The following is a 24,712-nucleotide window of genomic DNA, read 5'->3' as shown; positions in this document are numbered from 1 at the left end:
TTCGGCCCCCGTCAGAAGGTTTGGCCGCGGATCATCGCGAGATGATCGGCGATGGGACCAAGCGCGAGGCCTGGCAGAAAGGTGAGGCCGCCGACGATCAGCACGATGCCGACGAGCAGGCCGACCCACAGGCCGCCCGTGGTTGGAAAGGAGCCGGCGCTCTCTGGCGTGCGCTTCTTGGCAGCAAGGCCACCGGCGATCGCCAGCATCGGCACGATGAGGAAGAAGCGGCCGGCCCACATCGCGACGCCCAGTAGCCCATTGTACCAGGGGGTGTTGGCGGTCAGGCCCGCAAAGGCCGAACCGTTGTTCGCGACCGCCGACGTGAAGGCGTAGAGGATCTCCGAAAAGCCATGCGGGCCCTTGTTAAGTGGTCCGGCCAGCCCCTGCTCCATCAAGCTCGACAACGCGGTGAGGCTCAGGATCATCAGCGGCAGCACGGCGATGGCGAGCACGGCAAGCTTCACCTCGCGACTTTCGATCTTCTTGCCGACGTATTCGGGCGTGCGACCGACCATCAGTCCGGCGACGAACACCGCTAGGATTGCGAACAGCAGGAAGCCGTAGATGCCGGCACCGACGCCGCCGATCACGACCTCACTCAACTGCATGTTGAACAGCGGGATCATGCCGCCGAGCGCCGTGAAGCTGTCGTGCATCGAATTGACGGCGCCGCACGAAGCCGCGGTGGTGACGACCGAGAAGAGCGCGCTGGCGGCAATGCCGAAGCGGACTTCCTTGCCCTCCATGTTGCCGCTCGCGACACCCAGCTGGTGCAGCACCGGGTTGCCTGCGGCTTCTTGGGCATAGGTGACGGTGACACCGGCAAGGAACAGGATCACCATTGCCGACAGGATCGCCCAGCCCTGGCGGGTGTTGCCCACCGCCTTGCCGAACGTCCAGGTGAGGCCGAAGCCGATCACGAAGATCGACAGCATCTGCACCAGGTTGGTGAGCGCGGTCGGGTTCTCGAACGGATGCGCGGAGTTGGCGTTGAAGAAGCCGCCACCGTTGGTGCCGAGCATCTTGATCGCTTCCTGCGAAGCGACCGGCCCGAGCAGGATCGACTGCGAAGCGCCCTCCAGCGTGGTGACGTTGACCACGCCTGCCAGCGTCTGCGGCACGCCGCTTCCGATCAGGAACAGCGTGCAGACGATGCAGGCCGGCAGCAGCAGGTAGAGCGTGATGCGCGTGACGTCGGCCCAGAAGTTGCCGATCGCCTTGACCTCACGACGCGCAAAGCCGCGGAACAGCGCGAACGCGAGGGCGATGCCGGTCGCGGCCGACAGGAAGTTGTGGATGGTGAGGCCCAGCATCTGGCTGAGGTTCGACATGGTCGATTCCCCGCCATAACTCTGCCAGTTGGTGTTGGTGGTGAAGCTGATCGCGGTATTGAACGCCAAATGGGGCGACAGCCCCGCCAGCCCCTGCGGATTGCCCGGCAGCACGCCCTGCAGGCGCAGCACTGCATAGGTGAAGGCCAGGAGCGCCGTGTTGAACAGCAGCATGTGCAGCGCATAGCGGCGCCACCCCTGTTCCTGATTGGGATCGATGCCAGCGAGCGCGTAGAAGCCGCGCTCGACTGGCCCGAGCACGAGGTGGAGCGGCGTGCGCCGCCCCTGGTACAGTGCGAACAGCCACGCGCCGACAGGCTTGGTCAGTGCGAGCAGGATGGCAACAAAGCCGAGGATCAGGAACCAGCCCTGGGATGTCATGGATCCGCCTCCTTCAGAAGCGTTCGGGGCGGATCAGCACCGCCACCAGATAGACAAGGAGCCCGAGCGCGGTGATCGCGGCGAGCCAGAGGTCGAGGATCATCGCATTCACCTCATGGCCAAAGTTCAAGCATTGTCGCACAGCCGGACATAGGCGAGCGTCGCCGCCACCAGCCCGACCAGAACGAGGATCCAGAGCAGGTCTTCCATCAGCTTGCTTCCCTCAGAAGGCCGCGGTGAGCGAGGCGACCACGGTGCCGCCGGCAATGTTGCCGCTGCCGTCCTGGCCCTTGCTGAAGCTCGGCCGCAGATAGGTGGCCTCACGGCTCGAAATGTCGGTGTCGACGTACGAGACGTTGAAGGTCAGGTTGCGCCAGGTCGCGTCCGCACCCAGCGACCAGTCCCAATACTCGCCGGTCGGCGCGAGGGCGGTGGCGTTGGGGCCGAGCCCGTCCTGGGCGGAGCTGTGGCCGATATGCGCCTTGGCGGTGAACGGCGTGCCCGCGATCCCGGCTGCGGCATCACCCCACAGATAGAGGTTGTCGTCCATGGCGCCGGGGTTATTGTAGACGCCAGCTGCGGCATCGGTGCCGGTGTTGTACCAGCGGCCGAGCGCCTCCTGCTTGGGCGCGTACGCCACGCCTGCGGTCAGCGCCGTCGGCCCGGCGGTGCCGGTCAGCTTGACATAGGGCTCGGCGAAGTCGGTCTTGTCCGAGCCGCCGGGGTACATGTACCAGGTGAGCCCGACGTCCAGCGTCGCATTGTCGGCAAGCTGCGCCTTGTAGCCGCCGATCAGGTCGAGCTCCATGTTGGCGCCGCCGAACGTGCCCCAACCCGCGAGGTTCGAGCCCCACGCCCCGACATAGAAGCCGCTGTCGTGCGCAACGGTGATCCCGCCCTGCACCGCCATCTCCTGGTCGGACTGGGAGACGCCGCGGAAGCGATAGTCCGACGCGATCGAGGCCGCACCGCTGACGGTCACAGCTGGCTGCACGCTCTCGGGCGGGGGGTTGTCCTCGGACGTCGACTGCGCCTGTGCGAGACCCGGCAGCGCGAGAAGCGCGAGCGCCGTGGTCGACCGGAAAAGCTTCATTTTCAATCCTGCGGAGTGGCTTCAATCCATGATTGGAGAAGCCTTCGTGGGTCAGCGATTAGGCCCATGGCTCGTAGCAATTCGAGATCGATTCAGGTGAATCGCATATAGCGCGCATATACTTCGCCCTTTTTCGGCGTGTCGCAATGCGACATCGACATGCTGGTCGAGTTGCGCCGTAGAATTTAGGGTGCCGCTCCGCTCCAACTCGAAGTTCAGCAGACGAAAGCTAGACATCCCGGATATCAATTGAGCGACCTTATGCATCCAAATTCAGGCATGTCACTGTCGCAAAATCAGCGACATACGAGACGCTCGGAAGTCAGCACTTTCGCTACACGGCGCAGCTTGAGGCCGACATCTGTCCTAAGGACCTGACCGGTTGCCAAGCCTACGTTGATTGAGTGCGTGGCATACACCCGCGCCTTCTCTAAAGCCGACAAAGTAGCCGGAACCAACCGTGGCCAGCGTAGTTAACCGTTATTGTAACGTTATCGTTTTATCGTGTTTGGGCAAGTGCGTTGCAACTCCGGGGTCGTTGGTTCCGATCCTGAAAAGCTCATGCTGCTTATGGTGGTGTTAGTGCCCAAAAGCGCCGGATCAGTTTGCGGCCAGGATCAAACAACACCATCAGAAAGTGAACGTCCGGCAACGTAATGGAGCATAGACGGACGAAGGTGAGAACAACCAAGGGCAGGAGAAATCCTGCCCTCTTCCTGTATGCTACGTATTGCGCGACAAGGCTACCATGGACGAAGCACTTCAAGGAGCCAAATCGTCAGTGATTGCCGGCGTTGAGAAAGAGCGATATATACGGGACGTCCTGAAGTCAGTAACTATCGCGACAATGGAAGGTAGGCGTTTAGAAGTCCGTCGTCGGCACAACGGCGACCGTAGCCGAGGCAAGTTGCCAATCCGAAAGCTCGCGTTCTGGACGAGATTTCTGACACACACGCCCGCAGGTATGTGCGAATGCCTGATTGTGTCCCAACACTCCGGCTCTGACCTCCCCAATCGCCCACAACCGTGACATGGCCCGGCGCGGCGTCGCTGCACTCGCCACAAAGGACATAATCCTTTAACCGCCAAGGTGCCCGACGAACTGCTCCGTCGATTGGCGAAAATCACGCACGCCAACGAACAGTTCGGTCGCACTCTGACGGACCTGCGTTGACAGCGAAATAGCCGCGACAATGGAGAAGGCCACTCGTCCGGCTTGCTGCTCGATGCGGTCAGCACTCTCCTCGGCGCGGATCGCGCTCGCTTCGATAATGCTTGAAAAGCCGCGCCCGTCATCAACCGCCTGGGATGCCGGCCGCCGCCTCGGAAATGTCGCGAACCGCCTCGCCAGTCCGCTCGATGTCCTCGCAGACGCGCTCGACGCTGTCGCGGATGCCGGTGAGCAGGCCTGCTATGCGCTCGCTTGCCCGCGCCGCGTCTCCCGCTAAGGATTTAATCTCGCCTGCGACGGCGGCCAAGCCTCGGCGCGCTCACCCACCCGATCGGCTCGATCGCCGCCACTTCAATCATCGCACTGGCTCCGCCTGTGGGAGACGTTCGCCAGAGCCGAGACGTTGCCGCTCGGCGGGGCTTGCCCCGCGGGAGAGCTCAACCGGTCGCAAGGAGCGCCTAGGCAGCAACTCTAAGATGGGACCGCGCACCGTTGCGAGGCGGCTCTTCATCGGCGGCAGCTCGTTGAAACGGCAGGCGTATCGCCACGGCGCGCCTGTTGGATCGTGGCTGGAGCGAAGATTTCAAGTCAAGCCCCCCATGCTCGTCCCGGTCGCGCTCACCGACAAGATGGCGCGCATGGTCTGGGCGCTGCTGACGCGACAAGAGGATCACAGAGCTCTGGCTGCTGCCTCGACCCAAAGCCCGGCAGCAGCCAGAGGCGTCAGGGACGCAAGCGGACAGAAGGAGCGTATAGCTCAACAGGCGGCAAGGCGGGCCCAAAGAGCAGTGAATAGCAGAGCGGGGCCCAAGCGAGGAAAGCTGCAACGAACCCTTTCCAAAATGGCTCATCATGGCTCTGCTCATCCAGGCTGGACAGATGACAGCATCCGACAACGTGCGTCACACTCCGCGTCATCGCTCGCATCCGAAGGAGCGTCAACCGGCGCATTTATTCAGGGTGCAAGCAAGATCATCATCCACTTGATTGCGCGGCGCCGAACCGGCAAATGGCGCGAGAGTGAGAAGGAGCATCCATGATCAAGCCGCTGCGCAAAGCTGTGTTTCCGGTAGGGGGCCTAGGCACGCGATTTTTGCCGGCCACCAAGGCGCTTCCAAAGGAGATGCTCCCCGTCGTTGACCGCCCGCTGATCCAGTACGCAGTTGAGGAGGCGCTGGAGGCAGGAATCGAGCAAATGATCTTCGTTACAGGGCGCGGGAAGTCCGCGATCGAGGACCATTTCGACATCGCCTTCGAGCTTGAGACCACGATGACCTCGCGGGGCAAACCGCTCGACATACTTGATGGTACCCGGCTCAAGCCCGGCGCCGTCGCGTATGTCCGTCAGCAGGAGCCATTGGGCCTCGGCCACGCCGTCTGGTGTGCACGCGACATCGTTGGTGACGAACCGTTCGCAGTTCTGCTTGCAGACGATTTCATGGTCGGAAAGCCGGGTTGTCTTAAGCAGATGGTCGAAGTCTACAATCGCAAGGGCGGGAATCTGATCTGCGCCGAGGAGGTTCCTGACGATCAGACTCATCGCTACGGCATTATCACGCCTGGTGAGCGCGACGGCGCGCTTACTGAAGTGAAAGGCCTAGTTGAGAAGCCGCGCTTGGGTACGGCGCCGTCAAACCTGTCTGTCATCGGCCGCTACATCCTTCAGCCTGACGTAATGCGTATACTCGAAGGGCAGAGGGTCGGTGCAGGAGGCGAGATCCAGCTTACCGACGCGATGGCGGAGATGATAGGCGAGCAGGCGTTCCGTGGGGTGACCTTCGCGGGCACGCGCTACGACTGCGGCGACAAAGCCGGGTTTGTCCAGGCGACCATCGCAGTTGCGCTGGAGCGGGCCGATATTGGGCCCTCGGTGAAAGCTTTTCTGGAGACGGTTTAGCGCTCACGAGCGCCCAGTAGCTCATGCTAACGCATGACATGCCTGTAACGGGCCATCAACGCTTACCAAGCATTGATGATCCATGAGGCAGCCGCGCCACCTGCTCCGGAATGTAGGGTTGCAGCTAAGCGCCCAACGATGCCGTTCAACGGATCTAAAGCGGCACTCAGATGCTGTCGTACGTCGTCTGATAGCGTCGGCTGCGAGGGATTTTATGAGTTGCCGTTGGAGCATCGGCATGTGCCGACGCATAATAGGGCTCCGCGGGCGGCTCTTCCAATGTTCATGACGCACTTAGAAAGCGCTTAGCCAAGGGGGGCAACGAATGGCGCAGGAGGAGCCCGCCTAGCTGCCTGCAGTACGTCTCGCGCGCGTTGCGGCGCTGACGAGCTGGGTAGCAGGCTGGAGCTTGCGTTCCTCTAAGCGGCTCGTCGGTGCTCAGCATCGAGTGCATGATGACGGCGAGCTTGAGCGCGACGGCAATCGCTGCGCGTTTGAAGCCGAAGCGCTCGCGCAGCCGCAGCCCCAACTGCGCAGATCGCATTCTGACTTGCTACGGGCGAGCAGCACGGTCGCTGCCACTTAGAGCAGCCCGCGCAGATTGCTGTAACCGTGTCGGAGGATATGCCCATCATAGTCGGCCTGGCCGGCTTGGTATCGCCGCGTTGTCAGCCCGACCCAAGCACCCATTGACCGCGTATGTTTGAAGTTCGTCCAGTCCTCGAGAGGGGTTATGAAGAAAGTCGCAGTCACGACGCGGGCCCCGGGAAAGTTCATAAACAACCGGCAGCCTCGCTGCGTCATGCGTCGGCCAGCAGCTTGCGTCCGATCTCCGCAGCGCGAAGTCGTACTGCCCGCTACGCTTCAAGCGGTGGCCCGTAATCTGGGCCAGCTCGACGTCGCCGACGAGCAGATCTCCCACTTTGTGCTCGAACCTGGTGCCAATGACAGGCGGAATTATAAGGCCGAACTTCTGAAAGAACCAGACAGTGAGCGGCCCGGCCTCGAACACCACCCGCTCTGCATGAAGAACGGCCGCAGCCGCTCCAGCTGCCAGTCCGTCAGCCAGTATCGGCCGCTCATCCACCATCTTCTTACGAAGCCTTCATTACAGCGCGCCACGCACCTCAACGGGTCGTGACCCTGAGAGGGGATCGCACTTGGAGACTCCCACTGCGCCCTTCCCACCTTCAGCCCGCCCACCGCGCCCCTCGAAAGTTTCCACAAGCGATCATCAAATCAAGTAAGCCACTCTGCGTGGCACGCAACGGAGGGTGTGCGCTTACTATCGTGAACCGAACTTTTTGCTCGAACTTCGAAGTTGTAAACTAGTGCCGATGCAGGGAACAATATTGTCGGCTTCGATGCTCAAAGATGCAAGTTCCTCAGCCTCGGCGCGGTCGTCTTAATCGAGATCCATTGCAGTCGCGGGATTCATCGACGTAAGCTTCTCCTCCTTCAAGAGCCTGACAGCGCCGAGTCACGTGTTCGCAGCGGCAAGTGCTGCGACCCCACATGTGCCAGTGGCAGCCTGACAGGGTTTCGCCAGGTCTTAATTCATGCTCGCATCGACCAGGGTGGACTAGCCACGTGCGCTCGGCGTCCACGGCCCGCAGCACATGTCGCATAGCACAGCAAGAGAGCGATCGTGGCCGCTAATGTTCTCAACTGGGCCAATTATAGCTTCGATCTACCTTCTAAGGCCGACCGACATAGTTCGTTCTCGTCCCGCTGAATCAACGCCGTTTCGTGCGGGAGGGGGTGAGGCCGCCGGGCCCTAGGGTTACAGAGACGGCGGCCTCGAGGGTTTACCGAGTCGCTTGCATCATCCCGGCATCTACAGCTTATGCATCAATGCAAAATTTTGAAGGGCGAAAAACACGATTTTTTCGGCGCGGGTAACCAATAGACTGTTCTTCAAAGACACGAGAGCTTTACCAGACGGCAGTTTCCAGTTCTTACGTTACCTTGCAGTTGCCGAGTGTATTTGCTCCCGCTCGGCTCGTTTCACCGGCCGGTCGCTGAGCAGCCGAGCAGCAATGGTATGGGCAGGCGGCTCCGACAAACCTTTCGTAAACGCGGACTGCAACAGCTAAAATCAGGCGGCTGAGATATCGAGGCGCATTGCGCGGAGCCAAAGCATGGCTGTCAGTCGCAACTCAACTTATGTTCAACTCGGCTTGCCCTAAGCGGCTTCCCGGGATCATTCATGCCGTATCGCCCCGCAGCGGCATCCTTCACGAACATAGAAATCATGCCGTTTGGCACACCGTCCAGCCTAGCGATGGTCCAACTCGCCTCAATGCGCCTGCGGCTTCGCGCTAACGAGTGTAGGGCCAAGTTCGATTAATGCGCTCCTCGCGCCGCCCATACGCTTGTGTTATAAGGTTAGAATGAAGACCCGAGTTGACGAACAGGTCCTCAAGCTAGGTCGGCAGATTGCTGATCTGCGAGAAGCCACGGCAGAGATTGCCAACCCAGAGAGCGCGCGGCTGCTCAGCCAGCTGATCTGTCATTTCGAAGTGCTGCTGGCGGATAGAGTTGCAAGCACGATGGAAGTTGGTCGGGAAGCTGATTGGTGGTCTGAGTGGAAGAAGAGGACTGACTAGGACGTTAATCGTTCAGCGCGAGCTTTGGCCGAGTGGGGCGTCGCTCTGCTTCCGCCGCCCTATTTTCGTGCTGAGCTGCCATAACGAGCAAAGTATCTCGATCCGCTCCAAGCGTCCTTGAGACAAGGGGTAGCCACTTTTCTGCCGCGACGGGGTGTTGGGCTGAATTGTCGGAGGAGTTCATGTTCAAGCTCGGGTATATAGTGGAAGGCCGCCGGCCACTTAGTAAGCCGATGCCCTTCTGGAGCCTGCCGCCCCCCGGGTCGATGGCCTTGGCTACTGGGCCAAACTGATAACGGCTAAGTGGTCCCAAGCCGCCGAAGATGGTCTGCGTAAACGCTACCCCGCCCCAGATCAGCATTAGCCCCCGTCTACGATGGGACAAATTTATGGATCAGGCGGCGCCCTTCAAACTGTCAGATGCGAGGAGCCGACGAGCGACGGCATAGCATGGGCCTTGCGGCGAGCTAGGCTGTAGGCTCATGAGCACGGAGCCACAGCCGCATTGAGGCGAGTTGGATCGTGGCGAAGAAGTTGACGGCGAGCCTGTGATAGCCGCTGCAGACACGGTGAAAGTGCTTCAGCTTGGAGAAGAACCGCTCGACCAGGTTGCGCTCGCTGTAAAGACGCTTGCTGAAGGAGGGCCTCCAGCGCCGGTTGTTGTTAGGCGGGATGTTGAGGCGTGGCGCCCTGGCCATGTCGCTGGATCGCTCATCTCCAAAGCTTGTTCGCTCAATCACCCCACGTCAACGATCGTTCAAAGGCTCGCTGGCTGATATCAGGTTATGAGTTCACGGCCTAAGCCTCGAAGTCGCTCTCTGGTTCTGATCATTACCATCGCGGTCGTCCCATTCCCGCTCTTTGACTCCCATCGATGAATGGCGAGAGACGTGGGCGCTATACGCCCAGATGATATTGACCGTCACAGCGCCGACTGGCGCGGGCGTGGTCACTCAGACGGTTACTACGCTCTTCAAAAGCGCGCGGCGCCCCCGCGCATTCTGAGCGAAGTCCCATGTGCAATAGTCACTCACGTAAAGCGCCGCTACTTGTCGGACGGCGTCCGTCCCAAACAGCCAGCAGACGGCAAATGCCTTCTTAATCAATGGGAGGGCATATCTCAGGGTCGAGCTTCAAGCTCGTATAGGACTCTGCATGCTGCTAAATAGCTAGGGATAGGAATTCACTCGCAGCGCCTTCTACGTCCATGTGTGACACCAGTTCTTGCCCTCCTGAGCGGCGATAGCGGACGTTTTCATCCACTACTTAGCGTGTTGGAGAAGTCAGTGCCGTGCGTCTGTCAGCAGGTGACCAACGGCTTCGAGCAAAACATGTGCGGGGTACGGTTTCTGGATGACGCACCGGTCGGCGAACTCCGGTTGAATCCCTGCCTTTCCGTAGCCCGTCGCGAAGAGAAAGGGTTTCCCCTTCGCGGCGAGCTCCCGAGCAATTGAATGGCTTGTGTCGCCGCCTCCCAAATTCACATCGAGGACCGCTACGTCGAAGCTTCCTTGACGCGCCAGCGATAGGCCATCGCTGCACCGTAGTGCGACGATCACATCGCAGCCAACTTCCGAAAGGAGATCCTCTGTCAACATCGCTACCATGATTTCATCTTCGACAACCAATACGGTGCGCCCGCGGAGATCTAACATCTACGAAGCATTCTCCACGTGCATGTCCGCAGAATGTCTGCGTTTGGTAGGAAGGGGGATACAAAGCTCGCAATGCACTCCTGACGGATCGTACCGGAGCTTGGACTTGCCCCCGTATTCTAGCTCCAATTGCCGCTCAATCAGCCGCGTTCCAAAACCTTTGTGAGCCGGTGCGGCTACAGGCGGGCCGCCTTCTTCCTGCCATGCAAAGGCAAGTTTCCGGCCATCTGCCGTCTCAGCAAAAAACCAGATTAGCTTCAGCCGCCCACCCTCGCACGAGAACGCGCCATATTTTGCAGCGTTCGTCGCCAGTTCATGCAGGACTAACGTAATGCTAACTGCCGCCTTGGGCGGGATACTGCCATCCGCCCCATGCAAGTCTACCCTATTGAGATCAAATGGTTCCAGCACCGATGACACGATATCCAAGATAGATGCGCCCTCCCAGGCGCTGTCGGTGAGTAGATTGTGTGCTTTAGATAAGGCTAGCAGACGATCATTGAAGCCGTCGAACTTCCTCGCGTCCGATCCCTTGAACGTCTGCCAAGCAATGGCCTGAACAGTCGCTAGCGTATTCTTCACCCGATGGTTCAATTCGTTGATTAGCAGACGTTGGCGTTCCTCTGCCAGCTTTTCCTCCGAAATGTCTCTAACTTCGACGATCGTTCCCACTATGTCGGATGCATCATCTCGGATCGGGCTTGCCGTGAAAGCGACGGGGTAGAAGCTGCCATTTTTGTGAACGAAAACTTCCTCTCCCTTCGTATGATTGTGTTCGGGAAAAGCTCGGTCTATCGCACACTCGTGAAGCGGAAAGTGACGCCCATCTGGGTAGGTGTGGTGAATGATCTCGTGCAGCGGGCGGTCGGAACAGGTTATTTCCGTGAGAGAGTAGCCCGTCAGCTGCTCCGCGGCCCTGTTCATGAAGACGCAGCGCTGGCGGTCATCCATCAAGAAGATAGCCGCGCTTGCGTTGTCTAGAACGGCTTCCAAACGCCGTTGGCTGTCGCTCAAAGGCATGGGCACGTGTTCTCGTAGATCATGCCTAGCTCCCCTCAGTCCACATCGCGCGCGCCCTTCATCAGCAAGCATGAATGTTGCAGAGCAAAAACGGCGCAGCGCAAACGCTGACGAACCCTGACGTCATATAGTTAACGAAGTCCTAACTTGCATAGGGTGGGTACGGTCTGACGCCGCGCTGCTAGCGGTTGGGCACGTACTCATCGTAACCCCTCCTTTTTATGGCTATCTTCTTAAAAGATCCTGCGGCGCAGAGATGCTCGCGTAGTGTCAGGACCGACATCCGCGGAGGTGGGGCGATGCGCCATTCTTTGCCATTCGGCTCGTCCAGTCGTTTGTCGAAAAGGCGCCCGATAGTGCGGAGGCCCGTTTCGATCATAGACTCTCCTCGGTGGCGGCGCCGGCATCGTACTTCCTCCCCCCTGTAGGCTTCCGCAAGATTATCTATACGCATGCTAGAGGGTGCAAGCGCACGTCCTAAGGGCTCAAAATACCGGCTCGCTTTCGCAACTTGATTGCAGACGTCGGCTTACGGAGGGAGGCTTCGGTGCGTTGTCACGCGCGGTTGGCTGAGAGCACCTGCGCCATCCGCCTTGGCAACGTGATTGATCCTCCGGTGCAGCCAAGAAGGGTCCAGAATGCATCTGAGTACCGAGGCGTCTTCGCTACTTACAGTGGACTACTCACCAGGTTTTTTACGTCGGAGTTGCGAGGGACAACCCCTTAGCAGCCGCCGAAAGTCGCCTGTGGTAAGCTGGCGTCTTGTTATTTCAGGAAATTAACAGCAGAAATCATCGTGGGTTGCCCGTTCCGATTGCAGCGATTGTAACAAATCTGCAAAAGATCTTTTCTTTACAGGTTGCAGATCCTCGCGCTAGCCCCGTCGCCCTCGCGCAATAAGGCGCAACGGAGGCAGAAATCATTATGCGACTCATCCTTGCGGCCGCCTTGGCTGCGGTTGCCCTACCAGCGGCAGCGCAAGCAGCAATCACGATCAACGTCGATCAGATCGGTTCTTCTGTCGTCCTGAACGGCTCGGGCATGTTCGACACAGCCGGCCTGAAGGTTTACTCAAGCGGTAATCAGGGCTCCCCCACCATCAATCCTGCTTTTGGCGTAGTGCAGACGGGCGCCTCGGCTCCGATCACGATCTTCACGGGCCTCAGCGGTCCGATCCTTGGTTACAAGCAAAGCGTTCAGCGCGCGACTGCCGCAAGCGGCGACGTCTTCGGCGTGAGCCAGTATTTAGGAGCCATCTACCTACCGACCGATTATCTCTCGGGCGCTGCTCTGTCGGGAACATCGACCTACGTGAACTCGACCTTTGCATCGTTGGGCCTGACTCCAGGGCAGTATGTGTTCCGTTCGCCTGCCGACACGGTGACGCTGAACATAGGCCTAGCCTCAGCCGTCCCAGAGCCCGCCACCTGGGCGATGATGCTTCTAGGTGTTGGCGGGATCGGCTCCTCAATGCGGAGGCGCAAAAACGCCGCTCGGCGAACTGCAGCTTTCAACTGACGTGCCATCAGTAGCCGCCGGCTAACGCTGGCGGCTACTTTCACCCCCTTTTATCAGCTCCCTTAGCTGGTTCGACAACTCTGCCCCGAGCCGCACCAGCGGGTTCGCGCCGCCGCCAGTGTGCGGGGCAGCATGCTGTCGAAGCTCTTGACCCGCACCTCCTTGTAGAACCCAACCTCGGCCAAGTATGCCTAACCGTCGGCATCCTTGGCGATTGTCTTCTTCGCCGCCATGTCGAGCACAGCTTTCACATGACCTCCATTGACGCAGATCGCCGACAACCCGTCCGCGGTGGCAGGATTCAGCAGACCATCGGCTGATGTCGATTCTGTTCAATCACATTTGTCAACGGTAACCTAAAGGCCCGCTATTCGCCCATCACTATGTAGACCTTATACGCAGGGCGACCAGTGAGGATTCGAACTCCACTGCGTCTACTCAGGTAAGCGAGATTGTATCGAAGGAGATCAGAATATGTCAGAAATCAATAGTTTGATGCGCATGCGTACGATGGCAATGCTGTTTTGCGCATCCATGGCCACGACAACGGCCGTGCTTGTGGCTTTCATACCCTTTGCGAAGTTGTGAACTGCAATAGCTGCTTAATAAAACACGTCGTTAAGAACAGGTGTTACGGTTCAGAGGCAATCGCCCGGCACTGAACTCATCGTTTCAAATTGGTCAGCTCGCTGGAACCTCGCCAAAGCATGCTGCTTTTCGGCACCGCGTCAGCTTAGGAGCGCGCATCGCGCCGAGCTCTGCGGCCCGTGCCGGCGCTCTAGTGGCCCCGTCAATTCGAAAACATTGCGAGCAAAGCAGGCGCAAAGGGCATTTGCTCTGCAGCTTTACTTCATGTGGAAAAGTGAGAATGCAGCCGTGTTTCGATGAGCCCGGATCAACGCATCAAAAGTACGATCAGGTCGGCAGAAACCACTGTTTCGGGGCACTGTTCCATTCGAGTCGTGTTCACCACAAGAACCCTTGGTATCGGCCAGGAAGCGCTGGGGCCAAACGCCGAAGCGCTGCTGCGTTCGCTCGATCATCCTGCGCTCGGCAGTCACTGCAGCTTGCCGCACCCAGGTCGTTCCTCGACATCAACAACCGCCGCGTGATCGTCAATCAGGTAGTTGGTGCTGTTGGCTTGAAAAGGTGCCTCGCGCGTTGCCGCGGTCCAGCGCCATGCCGGCCAATTGAAGTTGATCCGCGTCGGAGTGACTGGAGTGACGTTGCCTAAAGCAGCATCGCCCAGCCTGTCGTAGCAGATGATCCGACGGCGCATGTTGCTCGGAGTTGAAGCTGTAGAACAGCGCTCCCTGTAACATCGTCCGGGCGCGCCCGAAGAGTCACCCTCCGATCATTCGAGAAAATTGACGCAGATTATCAACCTCACTCCAAGACCGACACTGTCAACCGAATAGGCTTCATTGCTGCCGTTTCGGGGTAGCCCCAAAGGCTGGAGAACGCGCTCTTGTCGCCTCGCAGGAACCTACCGACGTCTCTCCGGCACAATTCACACTCTGACCCGCGCCTGTCGTCGGCGCTAGGTCTCCAACAGAGCTCGTCGTGCCATTTGCCTGGGGCGGAGAGCGACAGATGCACGAGGCAACCGAGCGCCCACCGATGCCGCCCAAGGAGTAACACTACTGCGGCCCAGATTACGAGTGGTTGGCCGAGCGGCGGTTAAGGGGGATTTATGAAAGCTCGGCCAAACCGCTCGAGGAGCGACCCAAGGCATCTGCTCAGCGCAAGAGCTCGGAGGTGTGCGTAAGCCGCCGGACGCCAGGCCCGTAAACTGCCGCAGCTGCTTCGGAATATCAGACGAGCAGATAGAGCGCATGGCTCACCAGAGCCATGCGCGGTGCGGAACGCTACATGCTCGTCGACAAGACCTAATCAGGCCTTCGCAAGAAGGACCGCACCCTTCAATCCGCCGCGGCGGCGCATAGCAAAGCCAGTGAACCCTAGGCCGAGCATCATCATTGCCCAGGTAGATGCTTCTGGGATCGCAGCGGTGAAGGTAAGGTTTCCGGTGTAGTTCGCCTGACCGCCCTTGGAGGCTGGCTTGAAATTCCCCAGCACCTGGATCGTATTTAGAGCGCCTTTGACGATCGGAATGCCGTTGACGTTCACAGCGCTGCCCGCCGCGGTCTTCTGGATCGCGGATGCATAGGACACACCGTTGATGATCAAATCAGTGATGGTCAGAAGCGTGTTCGAGCTCGAGAACGACGTCTGCAAACCGCCGCTACCTACGCCGTTCTTGTCGATCCTGTACAAGAACGTGTCGTTTATTGCAGTAGCCTTCTTGAAAGTGTTCGTGATCGTCGCCGTGATATAGTCATCAACTCCAGGCGCCTGCGCATCCCCATCTACGCAAAAATGGATGTTTCCGGTGGTGCAATCCGCCGGCGTGAACGTGGCGGCGTTAGCAGCGCCACCCAGAGTGATCGTCGCCGCAGCGGCGGCGGAAACAAGAACGTTCTTCATGGTAAACTCCTGCTCGCGTCCGGCTTCATACAGGTCACCAGCCCGCGTACTCGGCAGAGCGGTTAACAGGATCTTCAGCAATTCCAAGATAAGTATCTTCACGAGGGCGCCTCAGATTGGGGCAGATCGCTCGTACGGCATGGGCCCAATCAGGCCTGCTACAAGGCGGTTAGTAGGCGCCCATCTTTGCCGTTCGAACTGGTTTGTCGGCAACCCGCTATTTGCCGTCCGTTCAGGTTCGAGCCGAGCGTGTCACCAGCGGGGTAACAACGAAAAGTGTGGCGTCGTGATCTCAGGATTCGAAATGTCGAGGATCTGCCGACTTCATACCTGAGCTTGTATGAACGGATCATCGATTCTGCGTCTTCGCTCCCAGCGAGCGCGCCGGTATTGACTGACAAGCGTAATTGCCACCGGCCAGGCTAAGGTCAACAACGCATCGGATAGCGTGTCTCTTAGGAACCATCCTTTGGCCAAGCCATCCACCAGTTCGTTGAGCACTTCCGCGGCCACGACTACGTTCAGCGCGAACATGGAGCCACGACGCGTACCCTGTACAAGCTGAATGAACAGGTAGATCGCAAGACCCACGTGTACGTGCATCATCTCGTGCGAGATACTCAACGCCGCGACCATGCTCTCCTTGAGGTCATGCAGCGAGATCGAGAGTTCCATGCGATCACCGATACGCGCCAAGTGTTAACGGTCGGTTCGGCCTTCCCAGGGCACCACGGCGCGCTGCAACGGCGACGCGCGGCGGAAAGCTAGTAGGTCACCCTACCCCACTTTAGCTTCCCCGCGATGTCAGGGGTTGATCGCGGTAAATGGGCACCGACCAGGTGCAACAGCACGCAAGTATCCTGCGGGGGGTGCAGAATAACGCCGGCTGAGCGCCCAATGTTTCCTTTCGAAGCTAGCAAACGGGTCGTCCAATTCCTGCGACTCATGCACCCTGGGAGATCGGCAGCTAACATTCTGTATTAGTCGCCGATCAGCTAGTAAGCGCAGCTGAGGACACGGCTGAAGCGTTATTCTCACGATTATTTCGTCGGATACCACCTACTGGGACCCTACCACTGGCGCCGGAGCGTTCGAAGACCGTCCAGGCTGTCCATGCGCGCGCGACGCGAACCTACTTTCGGCAGTTCCGCGAAAGATGCGGTGCTTTCCCCTCTCGAAACCTGCCGAACCAAAACCGACTCGCTGTAGGCGCCCGCGCCCTCACTTTCGACTGACGTTGGTGAACCTTGGCTCACCGCACGAGAAGATGTGGGTAGAACAACCCGAGCGATCACATGCGGGCGCGCTCTTCCGGAGGCGACCTCACCGCGGGTCCTCAACCTCGACGGCTCTGTGCTCTTGGAAGAAGTTCGACCGATCCCTGCAGCATGAGAATTGAATCGGCTGCGGAGCGCTTGCTTCGTTGTTCCCCTATCGCGTACGTTCTCCAGCTGAGGGCTGGGTGCAATCTGTCTGTTGTTCAGCCTCGGTAACCCGACCGTTGCCAAGTCATTGTTTGGTTCGTTACGTACGATCAAAGGAGCCGGAGGCCAGTTCGAGGCTGAACTGGATTGGCTGCTGATGCTCGGGGGTGAGCTGTGATCTCCGCGCGACCGGAAAGGTCGGTGCTCAAGAGGAATAACCATAGCTGCAGCGAGCGCCGCGATAACTCCGCCCGCGACAGCTGCCGCCTGGTAACGCGAAATAGCTGATGCCCACGTACGCGTCGTTGTCAACAAGCGCGTCGACCCACCAGCATCGCGCGAATGCAAAGCAGGCTTGGTACCGAGTTCCGCGAGTGGCGGAACCAGACCAACGATCGAAAGAACATCCTCCCGCAACTCAAGCGGGACGACGAGATCGTTCGAATCGAGCGAATTCCTATAGATCACCGGGCTTGTTCCTGATCGTTGCGGTGCCAGCCGGCAATCAGACTCTCCATGTTCGACTTGATTGCTGCCCGCTCCATCTCGCCCGCATCGGGCTCAGTCATCAACGGCCACGCGACGCCGTTCTCAAGTCCGACCGCCGAAAGGCGGCCGGTCCGAAATGCTGCCGAGTCGACGCCAATCCGGTTTGCTTGGAGATCAGGGCCGGCCTCGTGCGGGAAATGGCCATGAACTATCACGGCACCATGATCGGCTTTGCTGTCCAAAAAGTCCTCGCGGATTTGCAGGAGGTCGCTCTCCCCCTGTATGTGCGATGCGACACCCGGTCGGAGCCCAGCATTTACGAAGAAATGATTGCCATAGGCTCTGCTTAGCGGAAGATCCTCCATCCACGAGAGAACGTCCTCGCCGATGAGCCGACGCGCGACCGCGGAGAAATGCGGATGCTCGGGGCGTTCCATCAGATGCCGTGACATGCCCCAACTCGCCAGAGTCACCATTCCGCCGTGGCTTAGCCAGCGCTCAATAACAGTAGCCTCGCCGGTCCGAAGTGCGGCTACCATCATGGCCTCGTGGTTGCCTTTCAAAACTTGAAACCTTTTAAGATCTTGAGAAAGGCTTTTACAGTAATGTACCAGTGGCGCCGAGTCCGGTCCTCGATCTACCAGGTTCCCAAGAAGGATGATGGAAGTCGGGGCGGGTGCCCGATCCTCATTGTCTTGCTTTATGAGGCGTATAAGTCGCTTGAAAAGATCAAGACGACCGTGAATATCGCCGATCGCATACACTCGATGACGGTTGTTTTTCGATTTACTCTTCCAGTATCGCACCGGAGCTCCTCAGAAGTCGCTTGATAGCGCCAACCCGGCTGAAGCCGCCGCGGCGCCACGGGAGAGGCCCAATGTTCCAAAGCCGCTGAACCGCAGTCGCGAATTTGGTAATGCGGTAACGGCACCCGCAAAGACCTCATGCGCATCCTTCACGAAGTCCGTTGCACGCTCTGAGTAATGGTATGAGGCAAGCAGATATGTACGTGATCCAATGGCGAGCGATGTTCCGGCGGACGCGGCGAGACCGTTTCTGAGCCGGTAGGTCGCGGTGTCGCCCAAGACCCTATAAGTGGCAGAGACGAAGGGCCCAAAGTCGCCAAGAGGTTTCGTGATCTGGCCTCCGATCGCGTAATCCAGTTCGCCGCTTGACAGCTTGCTGGACCGCGAGGCTGTGTTCAATTTCGCTCGACCAGAAAGCTCAAGCTCAAGGCCAACGCCCGCAGGCGCGAACGTGTACGCAGCGCCGAGCGTCAGATCGCCGAAGCCCTCGGCCGTGTTGCGAGCAGAATTGGCGCCTGGTGCGACCAGCACTGGTGTGCTGTCGATCCCGGTAAAAAGCACTGCGTCGCTCCTAATGCGCATCCAGGGGAGGGAGGCGGTAATTCTGAGGTCACCCCTGCGATAGCGAGCGCCAATTGCTGAGGACCAGATGGACGTGCTCGAGGCAGAGCCAAATTCCCCTGTAGCGTAGAGGGTACCGATTGATGCAGAAAATGCTCCGCGTGAATCATCGAGCTGATCTATATTCTGCGGCACGGAACTTGGCGACACTGTAGCGGTCCCGTTCGAAGGTGATCCGGGTCTCGTCTCGATCGTTGACACGGTCTGCAGAGTGTCACGTCGATTGCGCGTGTCCTGTGCTACCGCTGGCGCAGCCACTATACACCCGATCATGATTGCCGACGCAGCGATACGCATTTTCACCTCTCGAGTTTCTAGGTTCGGCCAAGAGGAAGGAAATGCGTCGATGGGAAATCCTGGCCCGTTGTGCTACGAAGAAAGCTTCCCAAGGTTCCACCCGAGCGTCGCGGGCGACCAGCTGCGAGCCAAGATTGGTCCAATCCGGTGAGGCCTTATGGACGCCCGCTCTTCAGGCTCGGTGGCATGCTACTTGAGCCGTACTGCGCAGCCTCGATTTCCGACGTGGCGGCAGCTTAGCGCTCCTATTCTGCTCGGCGATTTGTCAGCCCGTGGGAAAGTGCGACACAAGCCTCGATCAGGGTCGTCACGCGCTCAGGTGTGCCCCGCGCCATCGGTGCTTCGAATTGGCAGGGCTCCGTGGGCGACGGTATCCGCGTCCCGCGCTCTTTTCGCGAGATCGTCGCCCATTTCGGTGCAAGGCGACCATTGAAAATGCAATGCGGCTCTACAGATACGGATGGATTGGCTGATCGGCGACATCCTGTCCATGGTGGATGCGAAGAACCCTACCATCGACGCGTTGCGCTACACCGTGTCGACGCTGAAAGATATTCGACAAGACGGCTTACCGGTCCAGCCGCAGCAAGCAAAAAAATTGCTTCAGGGATTCAACCTAGTTGCTCTCAGAGCGGAACCGTTACACAGTTATGACGTTGATCGATCTAGAGCGGGATAACTGCCATCGAATCAACGGGTTGCTTGTAACACCAGCGCGTGGAGAGGTTTTATGGCGACGGCGCCGCGTGAGCAGAGGGAAGAGCCGGTTTTGGACGGCGGAGTGCTCCGAGGCGTGCTGATAGCGTCAGCGTTATCTGTGCCGTTTTGGGTCATTTCCGGCGCACTCGTCTTGAAAGCTCTAGTTCAGTAGCGCGGTATCAGCGACGAGCTGTTACCAAAGGGCAGTAGCGACTCAGCCTCGACTGCGGTATGCAGACGCAAAAGGGGTTATCGAGATGCTAACGCTTCTTACGGTAGCGGGCGCTATTTGCGCGCTCTCTTCGGCAATTTTGCTGCTGGCGGCTCTGCTGTGCCTCGTGTCGCCGGCATTTCGAGCTCACATCGTTCCTGTCGATGCTGCCACACCCCGTGAACAGCATACTGGGCTCAGCCTGGTCGTCGATAACACGAGCGAAACCTTCAACGCCCCTCCCAAGCTCGCCGCTTAATCAAGTTGACCGCGGCAAAGCCGCGGCGCGCCGACTTTGATTCATGCTAATATCGCGTGTGGACCGCCGACAGTCTGCGCAATGCCACCGGCGCGGCGGCGCCTGCAACCCTTCGCGCGACATGATGCTCATGGATGCCGCCGCCGTCGGGAAGGCTGAATCGAGCAACCGCTACGGCTACGGCTGCCAGCTTGAGTTCGGCGCCCTCACAGCAGCGGACGGCACTAAGTGCGCCGCGCGAGACACTCCCATCATCGGCATCCACATTGCTCTCGTGGAAATCGTCTTGCAGGGCCTCGCCTCTCCCAACGGCGGCCCCGGACAGATCCTGCTGACGTTGATCGACGTCAGCACACCCGCTGAGGTGCGCGTTGTTGATCATTGGTGAACCGCAACGCTGCGCGACGATAGCGCCAGAGAGTGCGTCGCTAGAGGGTTAAAACTACGAGCTCTCGAGGCCACTACCACGCAACAAGCCCACCGGAGTTCGAGCTTCTAGCTAACTTCCGGACGCGAACGATGTTGCATGCCTCAAATCGGCCATCGCGACCTTCCGTCGCGGACGCCGACGCATAGCGGCGCTGGAAACACCGAAGCCGACCATCATCATCGCCCAAGTGGAGGCTTCGGGAACTGCTGCAGAGAAGGTGACGGGAATGGTGAAACCTTCCCCGGCGTAAGTGTACTGGAAGTTCGCCGGACCACTGGGAAGGACCGACGGAATCGCGCTGCTGGTGAGAGCGGCGGTGCTGCCGTAGTCCACGTAAAAACCGTAGCTCTCCCGGCTGCTAGCCGTCACAAATGCCGCGAAGTAGTCACTTGTGCCTGCTGTGTTCCCTTCATAGCCGTCTGTCACCACGCCTAGGTACTCGCTGGACCTGCTCAGCGTCCCAGATTGAAAGCTCAGCGTGCCCGGCCAGTACAAAGCCACGCTACCACTCTCGTCGCTCATTTGATCGAACGATAGAGTTTTCGCGTCGTGTATCAAAACGCCTGATACCTGCCGCCCGCCCGACGAGCCGGTGAACTTGATTACAGCAGCTCGGGCTGTCGATGAGACCACAAGCGCCAGAGTGACCGCTGCTGCTAGCCATCTATTCGTCATCGCCTTCCCCTCTTTTTGTACCTGCGAGTCGTAGCCTGCGCATCAAATGAGCGGTAATCAAGCCTTAACTACGCGGCACTTGTTCAAAGATAACAGCGGCAATCTAGCCCTAGCCCTACTCCCAGGCATTCGCGGGAATGTCTGTTGAGGAAGCACCGTGGCGCTCAACGCACTCACCTTCTCTTTCGCTCAAGGCGTTTCGTGCATTCCGCATCGCCCGTTTCGGGCTTTGGTCAACGCCCTAATGACAGACAGGATAGAGGTCCTGATTGAAGTTACAACAGGAGCAATGTGCTTGCAGGGTTCGGATACTTCCGTGCCATCAATGTTGGAAATGGCAGCCGTTCGATGACCATGGCGGCGCACCAGCGTATATGGGTGAGCTTTCCCCGAGCGGCTCGCGACGATACCGGTACCACGAACTCTGACATTGCCATCTTGGTGTTTACCGCCAAATTGAGTATCCGGTTTTCCTGCTTGCGAAAAAATTTGAGGTCGGCGCTGAGCCGGTGAATTGTTGCATCGCTGGCTGCCGCCACCGTGTCTCCGTGGGCTAGCATCTCACAACCTTCGAGAACGACCGCTCGCCCGCTAATCGTCGATCGCCCCTTTCGGCAAATAGTTGTACCGATTAGGGACGCGGAATGGTTGAGATCATCCGAATCAAGAGCATCGCGGACGCACAGAGCGATCCGCACGTCGAAGTTCGAGACATCGGGGCTGGGATGTTCCTGCTCTCGATCTCATTCGGCGGCGAGGGCCGCTACCTTGATGGTCCATACCTGTCTGCTGAAGCTGCCGAACAAGACGGCGTGGGGCTCGCGCAAGAGCAAGGAGTGACGCGCCTCCACGTTGTTCACACTGCTGCAATCCGGCAAACTGGACGATAGAATGAGGCCGTGACAACTAGCTGAAGTCGACTGAACAGTGGCTTTGCTAGAAGAACCGCTCCTAGCGAGAGTCTGCTTTGCCAAGCGAGTGTAGATGCATCGGCATTACGGGCCGCCTGCGCGAGGATCATGATAAGAAAGCACGGAATTCTTGTTAAGGGGCAGAATTTACCGCTACTTACCTCGTGACCTTCAAGGCAGCTGCGTCTCTGGCATAAGCGCCGATGGTTATGAGGATGAGGCCGGCTTGATCGGCTATATCAACGCGCCACTCTTGCAGCGACCATGATCGTTCATCGCTACCGATAGACTCAGCAATCATCTGAAGCGCCCTGGCTCCCGCTTCGCGCAGGGCTGCACATTCTTCGCTAGCTCTGGCCACAACGGCCTCGCCGTTGAACAGGCTGAACTGATAACGCTGCATCGAAGCTCCTGCGTGTGTCTTGGGAAGGCGATTAACATACCAGAAGCCTCCTCTTATCCAAACGTAACCACTCTTCGTGTAATCGCACAAAAAAATTTGCGCGATGATTCGCCCCATTTTGCTGCATGGTTCACCCGTTATCAGCCATCGGCTTATGCTTGTTCGGCGGACTGTACTGTCATCGGTAAAGCCCCTGCCCCGGGGGGTTGCCAAAGGCACTTGAGCAGCTAACGTCTGAGCATTCCTTGGCGCACTTGGGAGAACGGACCTTGGACGGCAACCGCGAGTATGAAGCCGAGAAGACTACCGTCGGCTGGATAGTTTACCAGCATGCTACCGTAGGAACGCTTATGACGAGCGTTCCGGTGAGTAGGGAGTTTGACACGCGCAAGGAAGCCGAGGCCGAGATCCAGCGGCTCCTCAGCTTACCCCAATAATACGGCTTCCAAATAAATACGAACCAATATCCCATCGATGGTTAAGCTGCCGTGACGAGTTCAATGCCTGCCCCCAAGAACAGCTCAGAGGCTTTCGAAGGTTCGTGCATCTACGGTTCCACTTGGTCGCAGAGATTGTCACGACGGCCGCATTCGCGTGACCGCATTCTACGGAAAGATAGCTTTCAAGCGAGCTTCGAACCAAACCCGCTCTCATGCCGGAGACTCTAGCAGGGTTGTCGGCGCGCCGACCTCGCCAATAGTCAAGCAGATCGCCGCAATCGATGATTTCACGCGCGCCAGCTACGAGGTGCATGTGAACTGCTCGGCCATCGTTGTCAAAGAACACTGAAAAGCAGAATGGCTCGAACTTTTCGAGCAGCACGACGACGCGCTTTCACCCGCTGCATAGGGCCAACTGAAGTCCTCGGTCATCTTCCGCACCCATAATGAAGCTCTTCATGAGCTGAATAAGCAATGGCACCCTCGCGCCGAAGATTGGCTGGGGTGAGCCGAAATCCAGGAGCAAAATTGAAGCCAGTAGAGCGTGGGAAACCCGCGTTGAAAGACTACTAAAAAGCGGCAATAGCTCGATGGCGATGGGTGAGGCGCTGCCTTAATGCAAGATCCGTTACGCGACCTGAAGCATTTGACAGCTTGGTTCAGTTCGCCAGCGCTTTTAGCAGCGAAAAGCGGAGCGACGCAGAGTCTCGGACCGGCATGAGGCGTGACATAAGCTGAGCGTCAAATTGCTGCCCATCCTGAGCGGCTCGCGTGCTCTCCCAAGGGCTGAGATCACTTGGAGCCGAGGTTCGCGCCCCTGATTGGCCGGTTCTCGACGGATCATGCGGCGCAGAAGATGACTTTGTGATATCCGACGCGACGTCCGCGGAGATGGGCAGCTTGGAGATTATGGATGCGGGTTCTGACAAGCATGGTCGTGTCGCTGTTCTTTTGGGTGACACTCGCGTCACCGAGCCGCGCACAGGAGTCTGGGCACAATGTCCTCACCGAGCAGGAGCGTAAGGCCGGGTGGCAGCTGCTCTTCAACGGCCGAGATTTGGCAGGGTGGCAGTCCTTTGGCGGCGGCGCGCCGGCACCGACCTGGACTGTGAATGAAGGAACGCTGGAGCTTACCAAGGCAGACGGGAAGATGAGCGGCACTGACCTAGTGACAAACGAACGTTTCGGCGCCTTCGAGCTGGAGCTGGATTGGAAGGTGGCACCTGGAGGGAACAGCGGAGTGCTCTACTTGGCACGCAGCATTTCCGGAGCAACAGAACTTTATCGAAGCGGGCTTGAAATGCAGATCCTTGACGACGCGGGCCATCCCGATGGCAGTATCCCAAGCCACCGCGCCGGCTCGCTGTATGACCTGACAGTTCCTCCACCCCGCGTCTCGCGTCCGGCCGGCAGCTGGAACCATGCGCGACTGCTCGTCGAGCGCGGCCGCATTCGTCAGTGGCTGAACGGCACACTGACTGCCGATGTGTCCTACGGAGACGATGCGTGGCGTGATCGCGTCGGGAGGTCGAAGTTCGCCAAAATGCGGTTTTTCGGAATTTTTCCCAGCGGTGTAATCGGCCTGCAGGATCACGGCGAGCCTGTCGCGTTTCGCAACATCAAGCTCCGCAGGCTCGGTGCCACGGCCATAGCCGCCGGATCGTCTGCGGATTGAAAGAGTTCGTGCCGATGGCGTTCTGAAGAGGAATCCTGAGATGCTCCCGAGCGTGGCGTGTCTGCTCGCCCGCGCCCGGCTGGATCAAGACAGTCGGCGGAACGCTACGCCAGGCAGAGACGTCGGCTGAGGCGACGCTTCGGTAGATCGCGACCGAGTGGCCATTTGCGATGCTCGAAAGCTTTCGAGTAAAGTGGAAAGGCGCCG

Annotated in this window: 20 protein-coding genes and 6 pseudogenes; 9 read left to right on the top strand and 17 right to left on the bottom strand. The window is 58.8% G+C overall.

What is annotated here, in order from left to right:
• Positions 1 to 11: 11 nt before the first annotated feature.
• The 4 genes from kdpA to FHT02_RS16290 all read right to left on the bottom strand — a co-directional run bounded on the left by kdpA (position 12) and on the right by FHT02_RS16290 (position 4,286).
• Complete coding sequence (gene kdpA / locus FHT02_RS16305; RefSeq protein WP_184090082.1) at positions 12 to 1,715, bottom strand: potassium-transporting ATPase subunit KdpA; 1,704 nt, start codon at positions 1,713 to 1,715, stop codon at positions 12 to 14.
• Between the two features lie 13 nt (positions 1,716 to 1,728).
• Positions 1,729 to 1,818 carry a K(+)-transporting ATPase subunit F gene (gene kdpF, locus FHT02_RS16300; protein ID WP_184090079.1) on the bottom strand — a complete coding sequence of 30 codons (90 nt, stop codon included), beginning with the start codon at positions 1,816 to 1,818 and terminating at the stop codon, positions 1,729 to 1,731.
• A gap of 120 nt (positions 1,819 to 1,938) precedes the next feature.
• Positions 1,939 to 2,808, bottom strand: coding sequence for a TorF family putative porin (locus tag FHT02_RS16295; protein ID WP_184090076.1), 870 nt, complete (start codon positions 2,806 to 2,808; stop codon positions 1,939 to 1,941).
• Positions 2,809 to 4,103: 1,295 nt separating this feature from the next.
• Positions 4,104 to 4,286, bottom strand: coding sequence for a methyl-accepting chemotaxis domain-containing protein (locus FHT02_RS16290; RefSeq protein ID WP_184090073.1), 183 nt, complete (start codon positions 4,284 to 4,286; stop codon positions 4,104 to 4,106).
• Positions 4,287 to 5,015: 729 nt separating this feature from the next.
• On the opposite strand from FHT02_RS16290, the gene galU reads away from it, so the two are divergent.
• Positions 5,016 to 5,876 carry a UTP--glucose-1-phosphate uridylyltransferase GalU gene (gene galU / locus FHT02_RS16285; protein ID WP_184090070.1) on the top strand — a complete coding sequence of 287 codons (861 nt, stop codon included), beginning with the start codon at positions 5,016 to 5,018 and terminating at the stop codon, positions 5,874 to 5,876.
• A gap of 400 nt (positions 5,877 to 6,276) precedes the next feature.
• On the opposite strand, the pseudogene FHT02_RS22275 reads toward galU, so the two are convergent.
• Positions 6,277 to 6,653, bottom strand: a pseudogene (locus tag FHT02_RS22275) (transposase); the annotation flags it as partial.
• A 94-nt stretch (positions 6,654 to 6,747) separates the two neighbouring features.
• On the opposite strand from FHT02_RS22275, the gene FHT02_RS16275 reads away from it, so the two are divergent.
• On the top strand, positions 6,748 to 7,017 hold the full coding sequence (locus FHT02_RS16275) for a hypothetical protein (protein ID WP_184090066.1): 270 nt from the start codon (positions 6,748 to 6,750) through the stop codon (positions 7,015 to 7,017).
• A gap of 1,252 nt (positions 7,018 to 8,269) precedes the next feature.
• Positions 8,270 to 8,485, top strand: coding sequence for a hypothetical protein (locus tag FHT02_RS16270; protein WP_184090063.1), 216 nt, complete (start codon positions 8,270 to 8,272; stop codon positions 8,483 to 8,485).
• A gap of 467 nt (positions 8,486 to 8,952) precedes the next feature.
• Here FHT02_RS16270 and FHT02_RS16265 read toward each other — a convergent pair.
• The 3 genes and pseudogenes from FHT02_RS16265 to FHT02_RS16255 form a co-directional block, all read right to left on the bottom strand.
• Positions 8,953 to 9,165: pseudogene (locus tag FHT02_RS16265) on the bottom strand (IS5/IS1182 family transposase); the annotation flags it as partial.
• Between the two features lie 603 nt (positions 9,166 to 9,768).
• Positions 9,769 to 10,140, bottom strand: coding sequence for a response regulator (locus tag FHT02_RS16260; protein ID WP_184090060.1), 372 nt, complete (start codon positions 10,138 to 10,140; stop codon positions 9,769 to 9,771).
• The gene (locus tag FHT02_RS16255; RefSeq protein ID WP_246352468.1) at positions 10,141 to 11,160 is read right to left on the bottom strand and encodes an HWE histidine kinase domain-containing protein; all 1,020 of its coding nucleotides are present in this window, start codon (positions 11,158 to 11,160) and stop codon (positions 10,141 to 10,143) included.
• A 1,404-nt stretch (positions 11,161 to 12,564) separates the two neighbouring features.
• On the opposite strand from FHT02_RS16255, the pseudogene FHT02_RS22270 reads away from it, so the two are divergent.
• Positions 12,565 to 12,678 (top strand): annotated as a pseudogene (locus FHT02_RS22270) (PEPxxWA-CTERM sorting domain-containing protein); the annotation flags it as partial.
• Between the two features lie 48 nt (positions 12,679 to 12,726).
• On the opposite strand, the pseudogene FHT02_RS21635 reads toward FHT02_RS22270, so the two are convergent.
• The 6 genes and pseudogenes from FHT02_RS21635 to FHT02_RS16225 form a co-directional block, all read right to left on the bottom strand.
• Positions 12,727 to 12,968 (bottom strand): annotated as a pseudogene (locus FHT02_RS21635) (IS110 family transposase); the annotation flags it as partial.
• Positions 12,969 to 13,661: 693 nt separating this feature from the next.
• Positions 13,662 to 13,927, bottom strand: a pseudogene (locus tag FHT02_RS16245) (IS5/IS1182 family transposase); the annotation flags it as partial.
• Between the two features lie 644 nt (positions 13,928 to 14,571).
• Positions 14,572 to 15,267, bottom strand: coding sequence for an FxDxF family PEP-CTERM protein (locus FHT02_RS16240; protein ID WP_184090049.1), 696 nt, complete (start codon positions 15,265 to 15,267; stop codon positions 14,572 to 14,574).
• Between the two features lie 222 nt (positions 15,268 to 15,489).
• Complete coding sequence (locus tag FHT02_RS16235) at positions 15,490 to 15,840, bottom strand: hypothetical protein (RefSeq protein ID WP_184090046.1); 351 nt, start codon at positions 15,838 to 15,840, stop codon at positions 15,490 to 15,492.
• A gap of 1,213 nt (positions 15,841 to 17,053) precedes the next feature.
• On the bottom strand, positions 17,054 to 17,884 hold the full coding sequence (locus FHT02_RS16230; protein WP_184090043.1) for a metallophosphoesterase: 831 nt from the start codon (positions 17,882 to 17,884) through the stop codon (positions 17,054 to 17,056).
• A gap of 9 nt (positions 17,885 to 17,893) precedes the next feature.
• Positions 17,894 to 18,445 (bottom strand): hypothetical protein, encoded by a 552-nt coding sequence (locus FHT02_RS16225; protein ID WP_184090040.1) that lies wholly within the window; start codon positions 18,443 to 18,445, stop codon positions 17,894 to 17,896.
• 817 nt (positions 18,446 to 19,262) lie between these two features.
• Here FHT02_RS16225 and FHT02_RS16220 point away from each other — a divergent pair.
• Both FHT02_RS16220 and FHT02_RS16215 read left to right on the top strand, forming a co-directional pair.
• The gene (locus FHT02_RS16220; protein WP_184090037.1) at positions 19,263 to 19,481 is read left to right on the top strand and encodes a hypothetical protein; all 219 of its coding nucleotides are present in this window, start codon (positions 19,263 to 19,265) and stop codon (positions 19,479 to 19,481) included.
• Positions 19,482 to 20,092: 611 nt separating this feature from the next.
• Positions 20,093 to 20,359, top strand: a complete 267-nt coding sequence (locus tag FHT02_RS16215) for a DUF2213 domain-containing protein (protein ID WP_184090034.1) — start codon at positions 20,093 to 20,095, stop codon at positions 20,357 to 20,359.
• Between the two features lie 111 nt (positions 20,360 to 20,470).
• On the opposite strand, the pseudogene FHT02_RS22265 reads toward FHT02_RS16215, so the two are convergent.
• Positions 20,471 to 20,611, bottom strand: a pseudogene (locus FHT02_RS22265) (PEPxxWA-CTERM sorting domain-containing protein); the annotation flags it as partial.
• Positions 20,612 to 21,351: 740 nt separating this feature from the next.
• Positions 21,352 to 21,615, bottom strand: coding sequence for a hypothetical protein (locus tag FHT02_RS16205; RefSeq protein ID WP_184090030.1), 264 nt, complete (start codon positions 21,613 to 21,615; stop codon positions 21,352 to 21,354).
• A 105-nt stretch (positions 21,616 to 21,720) separates the two neighbouring features.
• Here FHT02_RS16205 and FHT02_RS16200 point away from each other — a divergent pair, with 105 nt between their 5' ends.
• The gene (locus FHT02_RS16200; RefSeq protein ID WP_184090029.1) at positions 21,721 to 21,966 is read left to right on the top strand and encodes a hypothetical protein; all 246 of its coding nucleotides are present in this window, start codon (positions 21,721 to 21,723) and stop codon (positions 21,964 to 21,966) included.
• Between the two features lie 178 nt (positions 21,967 to 22,144).
• Here the strand turns inward: FHT02_RS16200 and FHT02_RS16195 are convergent, their stop codons facing one another.
• Positions 22,145 to 22,390: a DUF6894 family protein gene (locus FHT02_RS16195; protein WP_184090026.1), complete on the bottom strand. Its 246-nt coding sequence runs from the start codon at positions 22,388 to 22,390 to the stop codon at positions 22,145 to 22,147.
• 594 nt (positions 22,391 to 22,984) lie between these two features.
• Between FHT02_RS16195 and FHT02_RS16190 the strand changes: the two genes are divergently transcribed.
• A complete protein-coding gene (locus tag FHT02_RS16190; protein WP_184090023.1) occupies positions 22,985 to 23,179 on the top strand; it encodes a hypothetical protein in 195 nt (64 codons plus the stop codon).
• Positions 23,180 to 23,743: 564 nt separating this feature from the next.
• On the top strand, positions 23,744 to 24,505 hold the full coding sequence (locus FHT02_RS16185) for a 3-keto-disaccharide hydrolase (protein WP_184090021.1): 762 nt from the start codon (positions 23,744 to 23,746) through the stop codon (positions 24,503 to 24,505).
• Positions 24,506 to 24,712: the final 207 nt, after the last annotated feature.

Origin of the sequence: Sphingomonas xinjiangensis, assembly GCF_014199255.1 — a bacterium.
Taxonomy (GTDB): Bacteria; Pseudomonadota; Alphaproteobacteria; order Sphingomonadales; family Sphingomonadaceae; genus Sphingomonas; species Sphingomonas xinjiangensis.
The sequence above is the reverse complement of the archived record's forward strand: the minus strand, read 5'-3'. Positions and strand labels throughout refer to the sequence as shown.

Bases quoted from the DNA above. Each gene is read 5' to 3' on its own strand.
- kdpF (WP_184090079.1), bottom strand. From the start codon at position 1,818: ATGATCCTCGACCTCTGGCTCGCCGCGATCACCGCGCTCGGGCTCCTT.
- FHT02_RS16270 (WP_184090063.1), top strand. From the start codon at position 8,270: ATGAAGACCCGAGTTGACGAACAGGTCCTCAAGCTAGGTCGGCAGATT.
- galU (WP_184090070.1), top strand. From the start codon at position 5,016: ATGATCAAGCCGCTGCGCAAAGCTGTGTTTCCGGTAGGGGGCCTAGGC.
- kdpA (WP_184090082.1), bottom strand. From the start codon at position 1,715: ATGACATCCCAGGGCTGGTTCCTGATCCTCGGCTTTGTTGCCATCCTG.
- FHT02_RS16195 (WP_184090026.1), bottom strand. From the start codon at position 22,390: ATGCAGCGTTATCAGTTCAGCCTGTTCAACGGCGAGGCCGTTGTGGCC.
- FHT02_RS16200 (WP_184090029.1), top strand. From the start codon at position 21,721: ATGGTTGAGATCATCCGAATCAAGAGCATCGCGGACGCACAGAGCGAT.
- FHT02_RS16220 (WP_184090037.1), top strand. From the start codon at position 19,263: ATGGATTGGCTGATCGGCGACATCCTGTCCATGGTGGATGCGAAGAAC.
- FHT02_RS16235 (WP_184090046.1), bottom strand. From the start codon at position 15,840: ATGGAACTCTCGATCTCGCTGCATGACCTCAAGGAGAGCATGGTCGCG.
- FHT02_RS16295 (WP_184090076.1), bottom strand. From the start codon at position 2,808: ATGAAGCTTTTCCGGTCGACCACGGCGCTCGCGCTTCTCGCGCTGCCG.
- FHT02_RS16215 (WP_184090034.1), top strand. From the start codon at position 20,093: ATGATGCTCATGGATGCCGCCGCCGTCGGGAAGGCTGAATCGAGCAAC.
- FHT02_RS16260 (WP_184090060.1), bottom strand. From the start codon at position 10,140: ATGTTAGATCTCCGCGGGCGCACCGTATTGGTTGTCGAAGATGAAATC.
- FHT02_RS16255 (WP_246352468.1), bottom strand. From the start codon at position 11,160: ATGCCTTTGAGCGACAGCCAACGGCGTTTGGAAGCCGTTCTAGACAAC.
- FHT02_RS16185 (WP_184090021.1), top strand. From the start codon at position 23,744: ATGCGGGTTCTGACAAGCATGGTCGTGTCGCTGTTCTTTTGGGTGACA.